Source organism: Massilia atriviolacea (assembly GCF_003953935.1).
In the GTDB taxonomy this organism is placed as follows: Bacteria; Pseudomonadota; Gammaproteobacteria; order Burkholderiales; family Burkholderiaceae_D; genus Telluria_A; species Telluria_A atriviolacea.
Genome location: NZ_RXLQ01000017.1, coordinates 136,682 through 150,379, shown reverse-complemented (window position 1 = coordinate 150,379; position 13,698 = coordinate 136,682). Strand labels below are relative to the sequence as shown.

General features: G+C 69.3%; 16 protein-coding genes and 1 pseudogene. All 17 read right to left on the bottom strand.

Annotation, left to right across the window (positions count from 1 at the left end; all coding sequences use genetic code 11):
* Positions 1–307: pseudogene (locus tag EJB06_RS25685) on the bottom strand (hypothetical protein); the annotation flags it as partial.
* Positions 304–771, bottom strand: a complete 468-nt coding sequence (locus EJB06_RS25680; protein ID WP_126076871.1) for a hypothetical protein — start codon at positions 769–771, stop codon at positions 304–306. The gene EJB06_RS25680 and the pseudogene EJB06_RS25685, both read right to left, overlap by 4 nt.
* A complete protein-coding gene (locus EJB06_RS25675; RefSeq protein WP_126076870.1) occupies positions 768–2,099 on the bottom strand; it encodes a FliI/YscN family ATPase in 1,332 nt (443 codons plus the stop codon). Before EJB06_RS25675 ends, EJB06_RS25680 begins: the two co-directional genes overlap by 4 nt.
* Positions 2,099–2,602, bottom strand: coding sequence for a hypothetical protein (locus EJB06_RS25670; protein WP_126076869.1), 504 nt, complete (start codon positions 2,600–2,602; stop codon positions 2,099–2,101). Before EJB06_RS25670 ends, EJB06_RS25675 begins: the two co-directional genes overlap by 1 nt.
* Positions 2,602–4,044, bottom strand: a complete 1,443-nt coding sequence (fliF, locus tag EJB06_RS25665; protein WP_126076868.1) for a flagellar basal-body MS-ring/collar protein FliF — start codon at positions 4,042–4,044, stop codon at positions 2,602–2,604. The genes EJB06_RS25670 and fliF overlap by 1 nt, the downstream gene beginning before the upstream one ends.
* Before the next feature lie 12 nt (positions 4,045–4,056).
* On the bottom strand, positions 4,057–4,359 hold the full coding sequence (fliE, locus tag EJB06_RS25660; RefSeq protein ID WP_126076867.1) for a flagellar hook-basal body complex protein FliE: 303 nt from the start codon (positions 4,357–4,359) through the stop codon (positions 4,057–4,059).
* A complete protein-coding gene (flgC, locus tag EJB06_RS25655; RefSeq protein ID WP_126076866.1) occupies positions 4,356–4,808 on the bottom strand; it encodes a flagellar basal body rod protein FlgC in 453 nt (150 codons plus the stop codon). Before flgC ends, fliE begins: the two co-directional genes overlap by 4 nt.
* Positions 4,808–5,191 (bottom strand): flagellar basal body rod protein FlgB, encoded by a 384-nt coding sequence (gene flgB / locus EJB06_RS25650; RefSeq protein ID WP_126076865.1) that lies wholly within the window; start codon positions 5,189–5,191, stop codon positions 4,808–4,810. Before flgB ends, flgC begins: the two co-directional genes overlap by 1 nt.
* A gap of 46 nt (positions 5,192–5,237) precedes the next feature.
* Positions 5,238–6,362 carry a flagellar basal body P-ring protein FlgI gene (locus EJB06_RS25645; protein WP_126076864.1) on the bottom strand — a complete coding sequence of 375 codons (1,125 nt, stop codon included), beginning with the start codon at positions 6,360–6,362 and terminating at the stop codon, positions 5,238–5,240.
* Positions 6,362–6,934: a flagellar basal body L-ring protein FlgH gene (locus EJB06_RS25640; protein ID WP_229427286.1), complete on the bottom strand. Its 573-nt coding sequence runs from the start codon at positions 6,932–6,934 to the stop codon at positions 6,362–6,364. Before EJB06_RS25640 ends, EJB06_RS25645 begins: the two co-directional genes overlap by 1 nt.
* A 10-nt stretch (positions 6,935–6,944) precedes the next feature.
* The gene (gene flgA / locus EJB06_RS25635; protein ID WP_126076863.1) at positions 6,945–7,889 is read right to left on the bottom strand and encodes a flagellar basal body P-ring formation chaperone FlgA; all 945 of its coding nucleotides are present in this window, start codon (positions 7,887–7,889) and stop codon (positions 6,945–6,947) included.
* Positions 7,890–7,896: 7 nt separating this feature from the next.
* Positions 7,897–8,670, bottom strand: a complete 774-nt coding sequence (flgG, locus tag EJB06_RS25630; protein ID WP_126076862.1) for a flagellar basal-body rod protein FlgG — start codon at positions 8,668–8,670, stop codon at positions 7,897–7,899.
* Positions 8,671–8,699: 29 nt separating this feature from the next.
* Positions 8,700–9,428, bottom strand: coding sequence for a flagellar hook-basal body protein (locus EJB06_RS25625; RefSeq protein ID WP_126076861.1), 729 nt, complete (start codon positions 9,426–9,428; stop codon positions 8,700–8,702).
* A gap of 38 nt (positions 9,429–9,466) precedes the next feature.
* On the bottom strand, positions 9,467–11,533 hold the full coding sequence (locus EJB06_RS25620) for a flagellar biosynthesis protein FlhA (protein ID WP_126076860.1): 2,067 nt from the start codon (positions 11,531–11,533) through the stop codon (positions 9,467–9,469).
* Positions 11,530–12,609 carry an EscU/YscU/HrcU family type III secretion system export apparatus switch protein gene (locus EJB06_RS25615; protein WP_126076859.1) on the bottom strand — a complete coding sequence of 360 codons (1,080 nt, stop codon included), beginning with the start codon at positions 12,607–12,609 and terminating at the stop codon, positions 11,530–11,532. Before EJB06_RS25615 ends, EJB06_RS25620 begins: the two co-directional genes overlap by 4 nt.
* Complete coding sequence (locus EJB06_RS25610) at positions 12,609–13,370, bottom strand: flagellar biosynthetic protein FliR (protein WP_126076858.1); 762 nt, start codon at positions 13,368–13,370, stop codon at positions 12,609–12,611. Before EJB06_RS25610 ends, EJB06_RS25615 begins: the two co-directional genes overlap by 1 nt.
* 18 nt (positions 13,371–13,388) lie before the next feature.
* A complete protein-coding gene (locus tag EJB06_RS25605) occupies positions 13,389–13,628 on the bottom strand; it encodes a flagellar biosynthetic protein FliQ (protein ID WP_229427285.1) in 240 nt (79 codons plus the stop codon).
* Between the last annotated feature and the right edge of the window lie 70 nt (positions 13,629–13,698).

The following is a 13,698-nucleotide window of genomic DNA, read 5'->3' as shown; positions in this document are numbered from 1 at the left end:
GCGCGCTGGCGCCGCCCTGGCGGGCCGCGTCGGGCGCGTGTTCTTCCTCGGGGGCGGCGGCGCGCGCGCGCTCTTCTTCGCGCCGGGGAGCGCGTTCGGCCTGCGGCATCGGGCGCAGGGTGGCCGGCGGCGGCGCCGGCGCGCGGGCGTCGGCGCGGCCCTGGGCGGCGCCGGCCTTGCCCATCTCGGCCAGCTGGGCCAGTTCCATCTGGCGCAGCCAGCTGTCGCGCTGGTTGGCGGCGTCGGCCTGGCGCGTGGCGGCGGTCTTGTCGTCCGGGGCGGCGATGTAGGCGCTGATTTTTGTCACGTGTTTTTCCTCCAATGAATTCGTTGCAGCCAGTTGTCGTCGGACAGCTGGTAGCCTTGCTTGGCGACTTTCTGGTCATGCTCGCCGGCCTGGGCTTCCCTGTCGCGGTCCAGGCTTTCGGCGAACTTGCGTGCGTCGATCAGGCGCAGGTACATGGCGTCGCGCTCTTCCTCGGCGGCGCGCAGTTCGACCAGCTTGGCCTGCAACTGCAACTGCACCTGCAGCATGTAGTCGTGCGCGCGGCGCTGGCCGCCGATGTCGAGCGCGGCCTGCGCCTGGCGCTGGGCGATGATGTCGGCGCGCACCGCCGCGAACTGCCCGGCCAGCGTGTCGCAGGCCTGCTGCAGCACGCGCGCGGCCTGGTTCAGCACGGCCAGGTCGCTGGCGATCTCGTCGATTTCCCAGGCCGTCATGCTGCGCACCGGTTCGAGCGCGTAGGCGAAGCCGCGGCGGTCGCCGCTCATGGCACCGCCTCCGCGTCCACGGCGCGCTGCGCCATCACCTCGCGCAGCGCGGCCATGGCGTCGGCGCGGGCGATGCCGCTCGCTTCGCGCTGGCGCAGGAAGCGGGTCAGGGCCGGCCACAGGGCGATCGCGTTGTCGATCTCGGCGCTGCTACCGGCGCGGTAGGCGCCCATGTCGATCAGCTGGCGGTTGCGGTCGTACACGGCCAGGCATTCGAGCGTGTCGTGCACCAGGGCCTGGTCGTCCTCGCCGGCCAGGTCGCCGAACAGGCGGCTGACGCTGTGCAGCACGTCGATGGCCGGGTAGTGGCCCTGCTGCGCCAGGCGGCGCGCCAGCACGATGTGGCCGTCCAGGGTGGCGCGCAGCATGTCCGAAATCGGTTCGTTGAAGTCGTCGCCTTCGACCAGCACCGTGTACAAGGCGGTGATGGCGCCGCCCGAGTCGGCCGTGCCGCAGCGCTCGCACAGCTCCGGCAGTTCGGCGAACACCGACGGGGTGTAGCCGCGCGCGGTAGGCGGCTCGCCGATCGACAGGCCGATTTCGCGGCGCGCCATGGCGAAGCGGGTCACCGAATCCATGGTCAGCATGACCTGCTTGCCGTTGTCGCGGAAGTATTCGGCGATCGCCGTGGCGGCGTAGGCGGCGCGTGCGCGCGCCAGCGCCGGCTGGTCCGAGGTGGCGACCACCACCACCGAGCGCGCCAGCCCCTCCGGGCCGAGGTGCTTGTCGATGAATTCGCGCACCTCGCGTCCGCGCTCGCCGATCAGGGCGATCACATTGACTTCGGCCAGGGTGTTACGGGCGATCATGCCGAGCAGGGTGCTCTTGCCGACCCCGCTGCCGGCAAAGATGCCGACCCGCTGGCCGTGGCCCATGGTCAGCATGCTGTCGATCACGCGCACGCCGGTTTCCATCACGGTCGTCACGCGCGGGCGCGAGAGCGGGTTCAGTGGCGTGGCCTTGAGCGGGCGGAACTCGCTGGTGTGGATCGGCTCGCCGCCGTCGAGCGGGTCGCCGAAGGCGTCGATCACGCGGCCCAGCAGGCCCGGGCCGACCGCGATGCGCGGCATGCGCCCGGTGGCCACGACTTCGCTGCCCACGCCGATGCCCTGGATTTCGCCGTAGGGCATGAGCATGACGCGGCCGTCGCGCAGGCCGACCACTTCGGCGCGCACGCTGGCGCCGCCACGGCGCGGGCGGATGTCGCAGATTTCGCCGACCAGCGCGTCCGGACCGGAGGACTCGATGCTCAGGCCCGCCAGCTGGCGCACGTGGCCGACCTTGCGCACCAGGTCGGCCGAACGGATGGCGTCGACGTAGCGCTGCATCAGGCGCTCCGGCGCATGGCCTGGCGCAGGCGCGCCAGCGGGCCGGGCGCGAGCGCCGCTGTGGCGGGGGCGGCGCCGTGCCGGGCGGCGCGTTCGGCCAGGCGCGCCAGCAGGCGCTGCGCCGCCTGCGGATGCAGGGGCGGATGGACCTCGCCGCCGAGGCGCTCGCGCTGCTGTTCGGGATGGGCTTCCAGGTAGGCCTGGCGCCACGGCCAGTCGGCCAGGGCCAGCACCTGGCGCACCAGCCACAGCGGTTCATCGGCCAGCACCTGCAGCATGGTGGCGGCCGAGGCTTTGTGCAGCGGGCCCTGGTCGGCCACCGCGCGCGCGCCGCCGGCCTGGCGCGCGATCGCGGGATCGGCCGGGATGCCGAGTTCTTTCAGCTCGGCCAGGTGGCCGGCCAGGATGCGGCGGTCTTCTTCGCCCAGCTGGGACAGGATCCAGCGCTGGTCGGCCTGGCCGAGGCCGTGCAGCAGCAGGGCGGACTGGCGGTGCGCGGCCATCAGAACGGGTCCTTGCGGGCGGCGCCTGGGGCGTCCAGCCAGTCGTTGACCTGGTTCAGCAGCAGGCGCCGCTGTTCCAGGCTCAGTTGCGGCTGGGCCGGGCGCGCGAACAGGCGCCAGGCCAGGGCCAGCACGGCCAGCGCGATCAGCGCGCCCAGGGCCAGCAGCAGGGTGTTGGCGGCCGGGGCGGGCGCGGCGGTCAAGGCCGCGGCGGACTGGAGCGGCGCAGCCTGGAGCGGCGCGGCCTGCGCCGGCACCGCGCCGGCGGCCGGCACGCTCGCCACCTGGTCCATCGAATACACCGAGACGGCGTCGCCGCGCGCCCTGTCGATGCCGGCCGCCAGCGCGACCACATCGCGCACGCGGTCCAGGCGCGCCTGGTCGAGCGCGCCGCTGACCACGACCGCCACGTTGACGCGGCTGATGGCGCCCGCCGAGGCCACCACCTGTTCCACCCGGCGTCCGACCTGGTAGTCGGTTTCGCTGGTGACGGTGCCGTTGGCCGCACCCGCGCCGGCCGGGGCCGCGGCGTCGGCCGGGCCGTCGCGCGAGGTCATGCGTTCGCGCACCATCACGCCGGCGCCCGCGCCTTCGCCCGTGGCGTCCTTGCCCAGCACGTTTTCGGTGGTGGTCTTGACGTGCTTGTGGTTGAGCACGACGTCGACGCTGGCGATGCCCTGGCCGGGGCCGAAGGTGCGGTCGAGCATGGCCGAAATCTTCTTGTTCAGATAGGTTTCGAGGGCGCGCTTGTCGTCCAGGCTGTCGCCGCCGGCGGCGCCGTCCTCGCCCTCGGCGCCGCTGCGCCGGGTCAGCGCCACGCCGTTGTGGTCGACGATGGTCACGTCGCCGGCCTTGATGTCGGGCACGGCGGCCGCGACCAGGCGCTGGATGCCCTGCACCTGGGTCGCGTCGAGCGCGCGGCCCGGTTTCATGGCGATGCTGATCGAGGCCTTGGCCTGCTTCACGTTCTTCTTGAACAGCGCCTGCTCTGCCATCACCAGGTGCACGCGCACGCTCGCCACTTCGTCGAGCGAGAGGATGGTGCGGGTCAGTTCGCCCTGCAGGGCGCGCTGGTAGTTGACCTTCTGGGTGAACTCGGTCATCCCGACTTCGCTCGAGTTGAACAGTTCCAGGCCGACCGCGCCGCGCAGCGGCAATTCCTTGGCGACCAGCTTCAGGCGCGTGCGGTGCACCAGCTCGGCCGGGACCAGGATGGTGTTGCCGTCGCCGCTGAGGCGGTACGGGGTTTTCAGCTTGTCCAGCTCGGCCGTCATGGTGGCCGCGTCCTGCGGCGCCAGGTCGGAAAACAGCACCTGGTAGTCGGTGCGCAGCAGCATGGCGCCGAGCGCCACGGTCACAAGGGCGATGAGCAGCACGCCGATGATCAGCCCGGTGCGGGCGCGCTGGTCGGCGCGCTGCCAGAAATCGTTAAAAGCGGTCACGGGTTGCTACCTTTACATTTGCATTTGCATGAGTTCGCGATAACCGTCAAGCAGGTGGTTCCTGACTTGCATCACGAGTTGCATGGAGAGCTTGGCCTGTTCCAGGTTGATCATGATCTGGTGCAGGTTGCTGGCGTCGCCGGCGGCCAGCTGCTGGATGCCCTGGTCGGCCGTGACCAGCTGGCTGTTGACGTCGGCCAACTGGGCGCCGAACCAGCTGGCGAATTCCCCGCCCGGGGCCTTGGCCGCGCCGGCGGCGTCGGGCGCGGCCGGCATGGCCAGCGGCGGCAGGAAGGTGATGGCGTCGATACTCATTGCGGACCTCCCAGGTCGAGTGCTTTCAGGGCCATGGTCTTGGCGGCGTTCATCGCCACCACATTGGCTTCGTAGGCGCGCAGGGCGCTGGCCAGGTTGACCATTTCGGTCACCTGGTTCACGCCCGGCATGGAGACATAGCCCTTGGCGTCGGCGTCCGGGTTGCCCGGCTCGTATACCATGCGCGGGGCCACGTTGGCTTCTTCGATGCGCACCACTTCGGCGCCGCGCAGGGTAGCGCCGCGCAGGGTAGCGCCCTGCAGCTGGGTGAAGCCGGCGGCGAAACTGGCGCCGGCTTCGCCGACCTTGACCGTCAGCGGGCGAAACAGCTTGCCGTCCGGGCCGCGCGTGCTGTGCACATTGGCCAGGTTGACGGCGGTGGTGTCGAGGCGGGTCTTTTCGACCGTCATGCCGCTGGCGCTGATGGCGAATGCGTTACGGTAGTCCATCAGCGTTTCCCTTCCGCGACGGCCGAACTCATGATCGACATATGCTTGCCGAGGGCCTTGACCAGGGCCTGGTAGTGGACCGTGTTCTGGGCCATGTCGGCCACTTCCAGGTCGAGCATGGCGCTGCGGTCGGCATCGACCGAGGGCGCCAGGCGCATGAGCACCGGGCGCACGCCGCCCAGCATGGCGGCGGTGACCGGCTCGCCCTGGTTCAGCGCGGCGCGCGCGGCGCCCATCTGCTGCTCGAAATCGACCCGCGCCGGCGCGAAGCCGGGCGTGTTGACGTTGGCGATATTGTGGGCGATGGTCTGCTGGCGCAGGCTGGACGCGTCGAGCGCCAGCCGCACCATGTCGACGGTGACGGCTTCAGTGGAACCGAACATGGGTGAAACTCCTGTAAGAATCGGGCATAAGAATGGGGTGCATGGCTTATTGGATGACCAGGTCGGCGTGCAGCGCGCCGGCCGCCTTGACCGCGCGCAGGATCGAGATGATGTCGCGCGTGCTGGTCTTGATGCGGGTCAGGGCCTGGATCAGGTCCGCCACCGAATTGTTGGAGGCGCTGACATAGCCGGTTTCGTCGCGTTCGCTGACCCGGATGCGCGAATTGGCCACCGTTTCGGTGCGCACGTCGGGGCCGGTCTGGCGCACCAGTAGCGGTTGCGAGACGCTGTTGTCGGTCACGATCGACAGTTTCAGGTCGCCGTGCGAGATCACCACGCGCGCGATGCGCACGTCGCCGCCAGAGACCACGGTGCCGGTGCGCTCGTCGACCACCACGCGCGCGCGGTTGTCCGGCTCGACGCCGAGGCGCTCGATGCGGGTGATGAACTCGACCAGGTTGGCGCGCGCGTGCTCGGGCACGGCGATCTCGATGCCGGCGGCGTCGACCGCCTTGGCCAGCGATTGCCCGAACGCGCCGTTGATGGCGCCGGCGATGCGCGAGGCGGTGGTGTAGTCGGCGTCGGCCAGGGTGAAGGTCATGCTGTTGTCGGCGCTGAGGATATTGGCGCGCACCGCCACTTCGACCGTGGCGCCGCCCGGAATGGCGCCCGTGGTCGGGTGGTTTTTCTGGGCCACGCTGCCGTTCTGGTCGAATTTGTAGCCGCCCACGAACAGGGCGCCCTGGGCCAGCGCGTAGACCTTGCCGTTGGGGCCCTTGAGCGGGGAGATCAGCAGGTTGCCGCCGGCCAGGCTGCGGGCGTCGCCGATCGAGGTGACGGTGACGTCGATGGTGTCGCCTTCGCGCGCCACGGCCGGCAGCTTGGCGGTGATCATCACGGCGGCGGCGTTGCGGCTCTGGATATCGTCCGGCAGCACGGCCACGTCGAACTGGGCCAGCACGTTGGCGATCGACTGGCGCGTGGCCTTGTTGCCGGCCGAGTCGCCGGTGCCGGCCAGGCCCGTCACCAGGCCGTAGCCGACCAGGGCGTTGTCGCGCCAGCCGGCGAACTTGCCGATGTCTTTCAGGCGCACCGTGTCGGCGTGCGCGGGGGCGGCGGCGGCCACGGCCAGCAGCAGGGAGGCAATGAGGCAAGCGGCGAGGCGGCGCATCAGAAGCCCGCCCACGTGAACAGGCGCGACCACAGGCCCGGACGCTGGCGCGCGGCCAGGTCGCCGTCGCCCAGGTAGCTGATCTTCGCATCGGCGATGCGGAAGGACATCACGGTGTTGGCGTCGGAAATGTCGAGCGTGCGCACGCGGCCCTCGACCTTGATCACCTGCTTGTCGGAGTTGATTTCAAGCATTTGCTCGCCAGCCACCAGCAGGTCGCCGTTGGGGGCGGTGCCGGTGATGGTCACGCTCATCTGGGCCAGCAGCTTGCCGGCGCGCTGCACCGTGCCGCCGCCGTCGAAGTTGTTGTTGGCGCCCACGGCCAGGCTGTGCGCATGGCGGTCGGCGGCCGCTTGCACGCCCACCGTGTTGTTGCGCTGGAGCTGGGTGTCGGCGCTGGTCAGGGCGCTCGAACTTTCATAGATCATGACCGTCAGCACGTCGCCCGGCAGGTGGGCGCGCTTGTCCGAGGCCAGCGGGCGGTAGGTCTTTTCGTTGTACAGATTGTCCGCGTGGGCGGCGCCGCAGCACAGGGCCAGCAGCAGCGGCAGGGAGAGTATCCGGGAGTTCATCGATTCGCTTTCAGTAAATTTTGACCAGGGCCGGGCCGACCACTTCGGCGCGCACGGTGCTGTTGGCGCCGGCGGGGCGCACCTCGATGCGCTGTCCGACGTTGCCGTCGGACAGGGCGGTGGCGCGCGACTCCAGCAGGATCGCGCCGTCCCGCATCTGCAGGCGGATGCTCTCGCCCTGGGCCACCGCGACTTCGGGCTGCAGGTTGGCGGCCAGCAGCGGCGCGCCGGCCGCCATGGCGCGCTTGAGGCGTCCGCGTACCGCGCCGCAGTCGGGCGCGGCGGCGGCGCCGTCGAGCGCCGTCACGTCGTCCTCGCGCGCGACCAGGGTGCCGCAGTCGGGCAGGGCGCCGGCCGGCAGCTCGCGCGCGGCGGCCAGCAGCGGGCGGTAAGCGCGCACCTGGAACGGCAGCGCGACCGCGCGCGCGAAAACGCCGTCGACCGCGATGTCGACCCAGACCTGCATGCGGCGGCGCGCCACCAGCCCGGGCGCCAGCGCGCGCGGCGTGAGTGTCGCTTTGCCGGCCGGCAGTTGCAGCTCGGCCAGCGGCGCCGCCAGTTCCAGTTCGACGCGGCTGTGGCCGGCGGCCAGGTGCGTGCGCAGATGTTCTTCGGCGACGGCCGTCAGCTGGCGCGCGTCGAACGCCTGGGCGCGGCGCTCGATGCTGACCGCGTTCTCGCCGGCCAGCTGCGCCGCCAGTCCGCGCGAGCGCAGAGTGCGCTCCAGCTCGGCGCGCGAGATGCGCGCGCTGTAGCCGGGCAGGGGTGCGGGGCCGAGGTCGAGCGCGCCCAGCGCGGCGCCATCCTCGCCCTGCACGCTGGCGACGTCGGCCAGCGTGATGCGTGCGCCCGCCACCAGGGCGCTGCCTTTCAGCGTGACCCGGGCGGCCGCCAGCGCGCCGCTGGCGGCCAGCAGCAGGGGAATCAGCACGGATACGAGGGGCAGGGCGCGCATCGGGGTCTTAGCGGCGCAGGTTGTTGGTCAGGCCCATGATCTCGTCGGAGGCCTGGATCACCTTCGAGCTCATTTCGTAGGCGCGCTGGGCGATCATCAGGGTCACCATCTCGTCGACCAGGGTCACGTTCGAGTTTTCCAGCGCACCTTGCGCCAGCACGCCCATGCCTTGCTGGCCCGGCTTGCCGAGGTTGGCGTCGCCCGACGCGTCGGTCGGCGCGTAGATGCCGCCGGCCACCGCGTTGAGGGCGGACGGGTTGGCGAAGCTGGCCAGTTCGATCTGGCCGATCTCGGTCAGCGGACCGTTCGCCTGCATCTGGGCCGAGACCTTGCCGTCGGCCCCGATCTTGATGCCCGCCGCGTTGGGCGGCACGTGGATGGCGGCCTTGAGCACGTGGCCGTCGGCGGTGGCCAGGTAGTTGTCCTTGCTGATCTGCAGGGTGCCGCCGCGCGTGTAGCCGCGGCTGCCGTCGGCCAGGGTGACTTCGATGAAGCCGGCGCCGTTGATGGCCAGGTCCATCGGGGCGTTGGTCTGGGCCAGGGCGCCCGGCGCGAAATCCTTGGCCACGCTGCCGACGCTGATGCCCAGGCCCAGCGGGCCGTTCAGGCCGGCGCGCGCGGCGCCCGGCTGGTTCGGGTCGACGTGCATCATTTCCTGGAAATTGACGCGGCCTTTTTTGAAGCCGGCCGTGCTGACGTTGGCCAGGTTGTTGGCGATGGCGTCGATGTTCTGCTGCTGGGCTTGCATGCCGGTGGCGGCGATGTAGAGTGAATCGTTCATGGTAATCCTGGTCGATGAAGTGGTGCGGCTCAGAACTGGCCGAGTTTCTGGATGGCGCTGGAGATCTTTTCGTCGTACCCCTGGAACAGCTTCTGGGCCGCCTCGAAGTGGCGCGTGGTTTCCATCATGCTGACCATCTCGCGCATCGGCGTCACGTTCGAGTTTTCCAGGTAGCCGACCTGCAGTTCGGGCTTCGCTTCGGTGGCGCCTTCCATGCCGGGGACCGCCTGCAGCAGGCCGGCGCCGTTCTTGACCAGCGCGCGCGCATCGGCAAAGCGCACCAGCTTGATCTGGCCGAGCGTGGCGCCGTCCTGGGTGATGCGCCCGCCGTGGTCGATGGCGGCCGTCGCGCCGTTCAGCACCAGGTCGCCCTGCAGGCCCTGCAGGGCGAAGCCGGCCTGCGACACCAGGCGGCCGCGCGCGTCGAGGTGGAAGTCGCCGGCCCGGGTGTAGGCCGGGCCCTGCGGGGTGGCCAGTTCGAAGTAGCCGTCGCCGGCGATGGCCAGGTCGAACGGTTTGTTGGTCTGCTTGAAGGCGCCGGCCGACAGGTCGAGCACGCTGTTGACGGTCGGCGCCTGGGCCGCCAGGGCCGCCGCGCCCCGGCTCGGCGCGGCCAGCATGGCGTCGAAGGCGCCGGCCACGGGAATGGCGCGCTTGTAGCCGGGCGTGGCGATGTTGACCATGTTCTGGCTGATGGTGTCCAGCCGGCGCTGGTCGTTCTGCATGCTCTGCACCGAGGCGATAAGGGCGTTGCTCATGTTTTTCCTTGGAGTATCTTGTTCAGGTCGGGTGTGGCTTACAGCGATACCGTGACGAAGGCCCGCAGTTCCAGCGAATTGGGCACTTCGGCCAGCGAGAGCACGCGCAGCTGCGGCACCATGCGCTCGGACAGGGTGCGGATATGGCGCCGCAGTTCCGGCGCGCACAGCAGCACCGGCATCAGGTTCGCTTTCATCATTTTTTCGGCGTGCTGGGCCAGGCGCGTGATGACCTGCTCGGCGAATTTCGGCTCGACCACCATGGCGCCGCCGCTTTCCACCGCGCGGATGTTCTGCAGCAGGGTGTGTTCGATGGTCGGGTCGAGCGTGATCACTTGCAAGGTGTTGCTGCCGTTGGTCAGCGACTGGCAGATCAGCGAGCCCAGGCGTTGACGCACCAGCTCGGTCAGGTAGGCCGGGTCCTTGCTGTTCTTGGCATGGTCGACCAGGGTTTCGATGACGGCATCGAGGTTGCGGATCGAGACTTTTTCCTTGAGCAGGTTTTGCAGCACGCGCTGCACCTCGCCCACGCCGAGCACGGTCGGGACGATTTCCTCGACCAGGCCGGGCTGGGCGTCGCGCACGCGCCGCAGCAGGCGTTCGGTTTCCGGGCGCGTGAGCAGGGTGGCGGCGTGCTGGCGCAGCACTTCGCACAGGTGGGTCATGAACACGGTCGGCGGATCGACCAGGGTGTACCTGGCGGCCATCGCTTCGGCGCGCCCGGCTTCCTCGATCCACACCGCCGGCAGGCCGAAGCTCGGTTCCTTGGTGTCGATCCCGGCCAGCTTGGGGATCTCGCCGCCCGGATGGATCGCCAGGATGCGGTCGCGCCGGATCTCGCCCCTGGCCACGGCCACGCCGAAGACCAGGATCTCGTAGGCGTTGGCGCCCAGGCGCGGGCCGGCGCGGAAACGCGCGCTCGGCAGCACCAGGCCCGATTCGAGCGCGTACTGCTTGCGGAAGGTGGCGATGCGTTCCATGAACAGGGCCTGGTCGGTGTCCATCATCGGCACCAGGTCCACGCCCAGCTGGACTTCGACCGCTTCGATCGGCAGCAGGCCGTAGGCGTCGTCGTCCCTGGCGCCGTCCGGCGCGGGCGCGCCGGGCTTGGCCGGGTCGGCGCCCTCGGCCAGGGCATCGGCCGCCAGAGCGCCGTCCTTGCGGCGCAGCAGCATCACGGCGCCGAACAGGATTGCCAGGCTGAGCGGCGGCCAGACCGGAATGCCGGGCATGAACATCAGCGCCACCATGGTCACCGTCACCATCGCCAGCGGCTTGGTGAAGGAGGTGATCTGGCGGAAGGCGGCGTTGCCGAGGTTGTCGTCCGAGGCCGAACGCGTCACGATCAGGCCGGTCGCCACCGAAATCACCAGCGCCGGGACCTGGGTCACGATGCCGTCGCCAATGGTGAGCAGGGTGAAGGTCTGCATGGCCTGGTCCCATGGCATGCCGAGCTGCATGACGCCGATCACCAGGCCGCCCACGCTGTTGATCAGCATGATGATGATACCGGCGATGGCGTCGCCCTTGACGAACTTGCTGGCGCCGTCCATGGCGCCGTAGAAGGCCGCTTCGCGGCTGATGTTGGCGCGCCGGCGCTGGGCTTCTTCCTGGTCGATGAAACCCATGTTGAGGTCGGCGTCGATACTCATCTGCTGGCCCGGCATGCTGTCGAGCGTGAAGCGGGCCGCCACTTCCGAGACGCGCTGGGCGCCGCTGGTGACGACCACGTACTGGACCACGACCAGGATCAGGAACACGATCAGGCCGATCACGAAGTTGCCGCCCACCACGTAGGAACCGATGGCGCCGATCACATGGCCGGCGTCGGCGTCGCGCAGGATCAGGCGGGTGGCCGAGATGTTCAGCGCCAGCCGGAACAGGGTGGCGATCAGCAGCATCGAGGGGAAGGTCGAAAACTCGACCGGCTTGGACATGTAGAAGGTCAGCAGCAGGATCAGCAGGGCGAAGCTGAAGTTGGCCAGGATCAGGAAGTCGAGCAGGCCCGGCGGCACCGGCGCGAACAGCATGAACAGCACGCCGACCACCAGCAGCACCATGGCGATGTCGGTATTGGCGCCTAGCACGCGGCGCATGGCGTTCATGCGGCGCTCCCGGCGCGGCCCTGGCGCATGGCGTAGACCCAGATCAGGATCTTGGCCACGCGCGGGTAGAGGTCTTCCGGCACGTACTGGTCGGCGCCGATGCGCTTGTACAGCTCGCGCGCGAGCGGACGGTTCTCGACGATGGGAATGTTCAGCTCGCGCGCCGCCTGGCGCATGCGCGCGGCCAGCTTGCCGCTGCCCTTGGCCAGCAGCTTGGGCGCCGGCATCTCGCCGTGGCGGTAGGACAGGGCGATGGCGATATGGGTCGGATTGGTAATGAGCACGTCTGCCTCGGGTAATTTGCGCGCGGAACGCGACTGTTTCAGCATTTCATTGCGCAGCTGGCGCAGGCGGCTGCGGATGCGCGGGTCGCCTTCCTTCTGTTTGTGTTCGTCGGTGATGTCGCGATGGCTCATCCGCATCTTCTTGGCGAAATCCCAGCGCGTGTAGAGCACGTCGATCAGGGCCAGCAGCAGCACCGCCAGCATCAGCTTGAACAGCAGCGGGCCGACGTTGCCGAGCACCAGGGCGGCGTGGCCGCGCGCATCGATGTAGCTCAGCTTCATCAAGTCCGGCATCAGGTGCCGCATCGCGCTCCAGGCCACCAGGCCCAGCAGGGCCAGCTTGGCCACGCTGCGCGCCGCTTCGTACAGCATCTTCAGGGAAAACAGGCGCTCCAGGCCGGTGGCCGGATTGAGGCGCTTGAAGTCGGGCGTGATCGGATCGGCGCTGAACACGCCGCCGGTCTGGCTGACGTTGACCACCACCGCCACCACCACCAGTCCGAGCAGCAGCGGCAGGAGGGCGGCGATGCCGCTGGCGACCAGCTGCACCAGCCACATGGCGATATTGTCGCTGGCCCAGTCGGTGCGCCCGGCCTGGCCGAAGCTCTGGCGCGCCAGCTGCAGCACGCGCTGGGCGATCGCCGGCCCCGAGGCGAAGCAGACCCCGACCAGCAGCGCCAGCACGGCGGCGTAGTTCGCTTCCACGCTCTTCGACACCTGGCCGCGCTTTTGCGCCTCGCGCAGCTTGTGCGGGGTGGCGTCCTGGCTTTTGTCCTGTCCTTCGTCCGACATCAGAGCACCGCATCCCAGAACGCAAACACGGTGTTGAAAATGCGCTCGGCCACGACCCCGATGTGCTTCGACATCAGGGCCAGCATGAGCAGGCCGACCACGATCTTGATCGGCGCGGCCAGCACGAAAATATTCATCTGCTGCAGGTTGCGCGACAACACCGCCAGCGCCAGCTCCACCAGGAACAGGCAGAACAGCACCGGCGCGGCCAGGGTCAGCCCGAGCGTGAACACGATGCCGAACTGGCGGATAAGCAGCGCCGGGTCGGGCTGGGACAGGCCGGCGCCGAGCGGGATCCGCTCCAGCGAATAGGCGAAGCCGCGCAGCAGCGCGTGGTGCGCATCCATGCCGAAGAACAGGGCCACGGCCAGCATCGCCAGCAGGGAGGCCAGCAGCGGCGCCTGGGCGCGCGTGACGGGATCGAATACGTTGGCGATGTTAAAGCCGATCTGCAGGTCGAGCGCGTTGCCGGCGAAGGAAAAGGCGGCAAAGGCGGCAAAGATGCCGAATGCCATCAGGGCGCCCACCATCAGTTCGTTGATGCCGGCGCCGATCATGGCCGGCAGGTCGGCCGGCGGATGGGGCGGCAGCAGGCGCATGCCCGACACCAGCATGGCCGACAGCGCCAGGATCAGCACGACGCGCACCCGGGTCGGCAAGCCGAGCGCCTGCAGCAGCGGTGTCAGCAGCAGCAAAGCCGACAGGCGCAGGGAGCAGAGCAGCACGGCGATCAGCCAGGCCGGATTGAAGTCGAACGTCATGGAAGGCGGTCAGGAATGTCAGAAATAGTTGGGGATATTCGAGATCAGGCCGCTGGCCAGCAGAAGCAGCTTGCGCAGCATCCATGGGCCGAAAAACACCAGTGCCAGCACGGTGCCGATGAGTTTGGGAATGAAGGTGAGCGACATGTCCTGGATCTGGGTGACCACCTGCAGCACGCTCACGACCAGCCCGATGACCAGGGTGCAGAGCAGGATCGGGGCGCTGATGATCACCGCGCCCCACAGTATTTGCGCCATGAGCGCCAATGCAACATCCGATCCCATCTTCCGCTTTCTCGTTTAGAAGAGAACGTCCGGGGGACGCGCA

What these genes read in the sequence shown, in the direction of transcription:
- EJB06_RS25615 (WP_126076859.1), bottom strand. Translation starts at nt 12,609, where the DNA reads ATGTCGGACGAAGGACAGGACAAAAGCCAGGACGCCACCCCGCACAAG.
- EJB06_RS25675 (WP_126076870.1), bottom strand. Translation starts at nt 2,099, where the DNA reads ATGCAGCGCTACGTCGACGCCATCCGTTCGGCCGACCTGGTGCGCAAG.
- EJB06_RS25610 (WP_126076858.1), bottom strand. Translation starts at nt 13,370, where the DNA reads ATGACGTTCGACTTCAATCCGGCCTGGCTGATCGCCGTGCTGCTCTGC.
- flgG (WP_126076862.1), bottom strand. Translation starts at nt 8,670, where the DNA reads ATGAACGATTCACTCTACATCGCCGCCACCGGCATGCAAGCCCAGCAG.
- EJB06_RS25680 (WP_126076871.1), bottom strand. Translation starts at nt 771, where the DNA reads ATGAGCGGCGACCGCCGCGGCTTCGCCTACGCGCTCGAACCGGTGCGC.
- fliE (WP_126076867.1), bottom strand. Translation starts at nt 4,359, where the DNA reads ATGAGTATCGACGCCATCACCTTCCTGCCGCCGCTGGCCATGCCGGCC.
- EJB06_RS25670 (WP_126076869.1), bottom strand. Translation starts at nt 2,602, where the DNA reads ATGGCCGCGCACCGCCAGTCCGCCCTGCTGCTGCACGGCCTCGGCCAG.
- EJB06_RS25605 (WP_229427285.1), bottom strand. Translation starts at nt 13,628, where the DNA reads ATGGCGCAAATACTGTGGGGCGCGGTGATCATCAGCGCCCCGATCCTG.
- EJB06_RS25625 (WP_126076861.1), bottom strand. Translation starts at nt 9,428, where the DNA reads ATGAGCAACGCCCTTATCGCCTCGGTGCAGAGCATGCAGAACGACCAG.
- EJB06_RS25620 (WP_126076860.1), bottom strand. Translation starts at nt 11,533, where the DNA reads ATGAACGCCATGCGCCGCGTGCTAGGCGCCAATACCGACATCGCCATG.
- EJB06_RS25645 (WP_126076864.1), bottom strand. Translation starts at nt 6,362, where the DNA reads ATGCGCCGCCTCGCCGCTTGCCTCATTGCCTCCCTGCTGCTGGCCGTG.
- flgB (WP_126076865.1), bottom strand. Translation starts at nt 5,191, where the DNA reads ATGTTCGGTTCCACTGAAGCCGTCACCGTCGACATGGTGCGGCTGGCG.
- EJB06_RS25640 (WP_229427286.1), bottom strand. Translation starts at nt 6,934, where the DNA reads ATGAACTCCCGGATACTCTCCCTGCCGCTGCTGCTGGCCCTGTGCTGC.
- flgA (WP_126076863.1), bottom strand. Translation starts at nt 7,889, where the DNA reads ATGCGCGCCCTGCCCCTCGTATCCGTGCTGATTCCCCTGCTGCTGGCC.
- flgC (WP_126076866.1), bottom strand. Translation starts at nt 4,808, where the DNA reads ATGGACTACCGTAACGCATTCGCCATCAGCGCCAGCGGCATGACGGTC.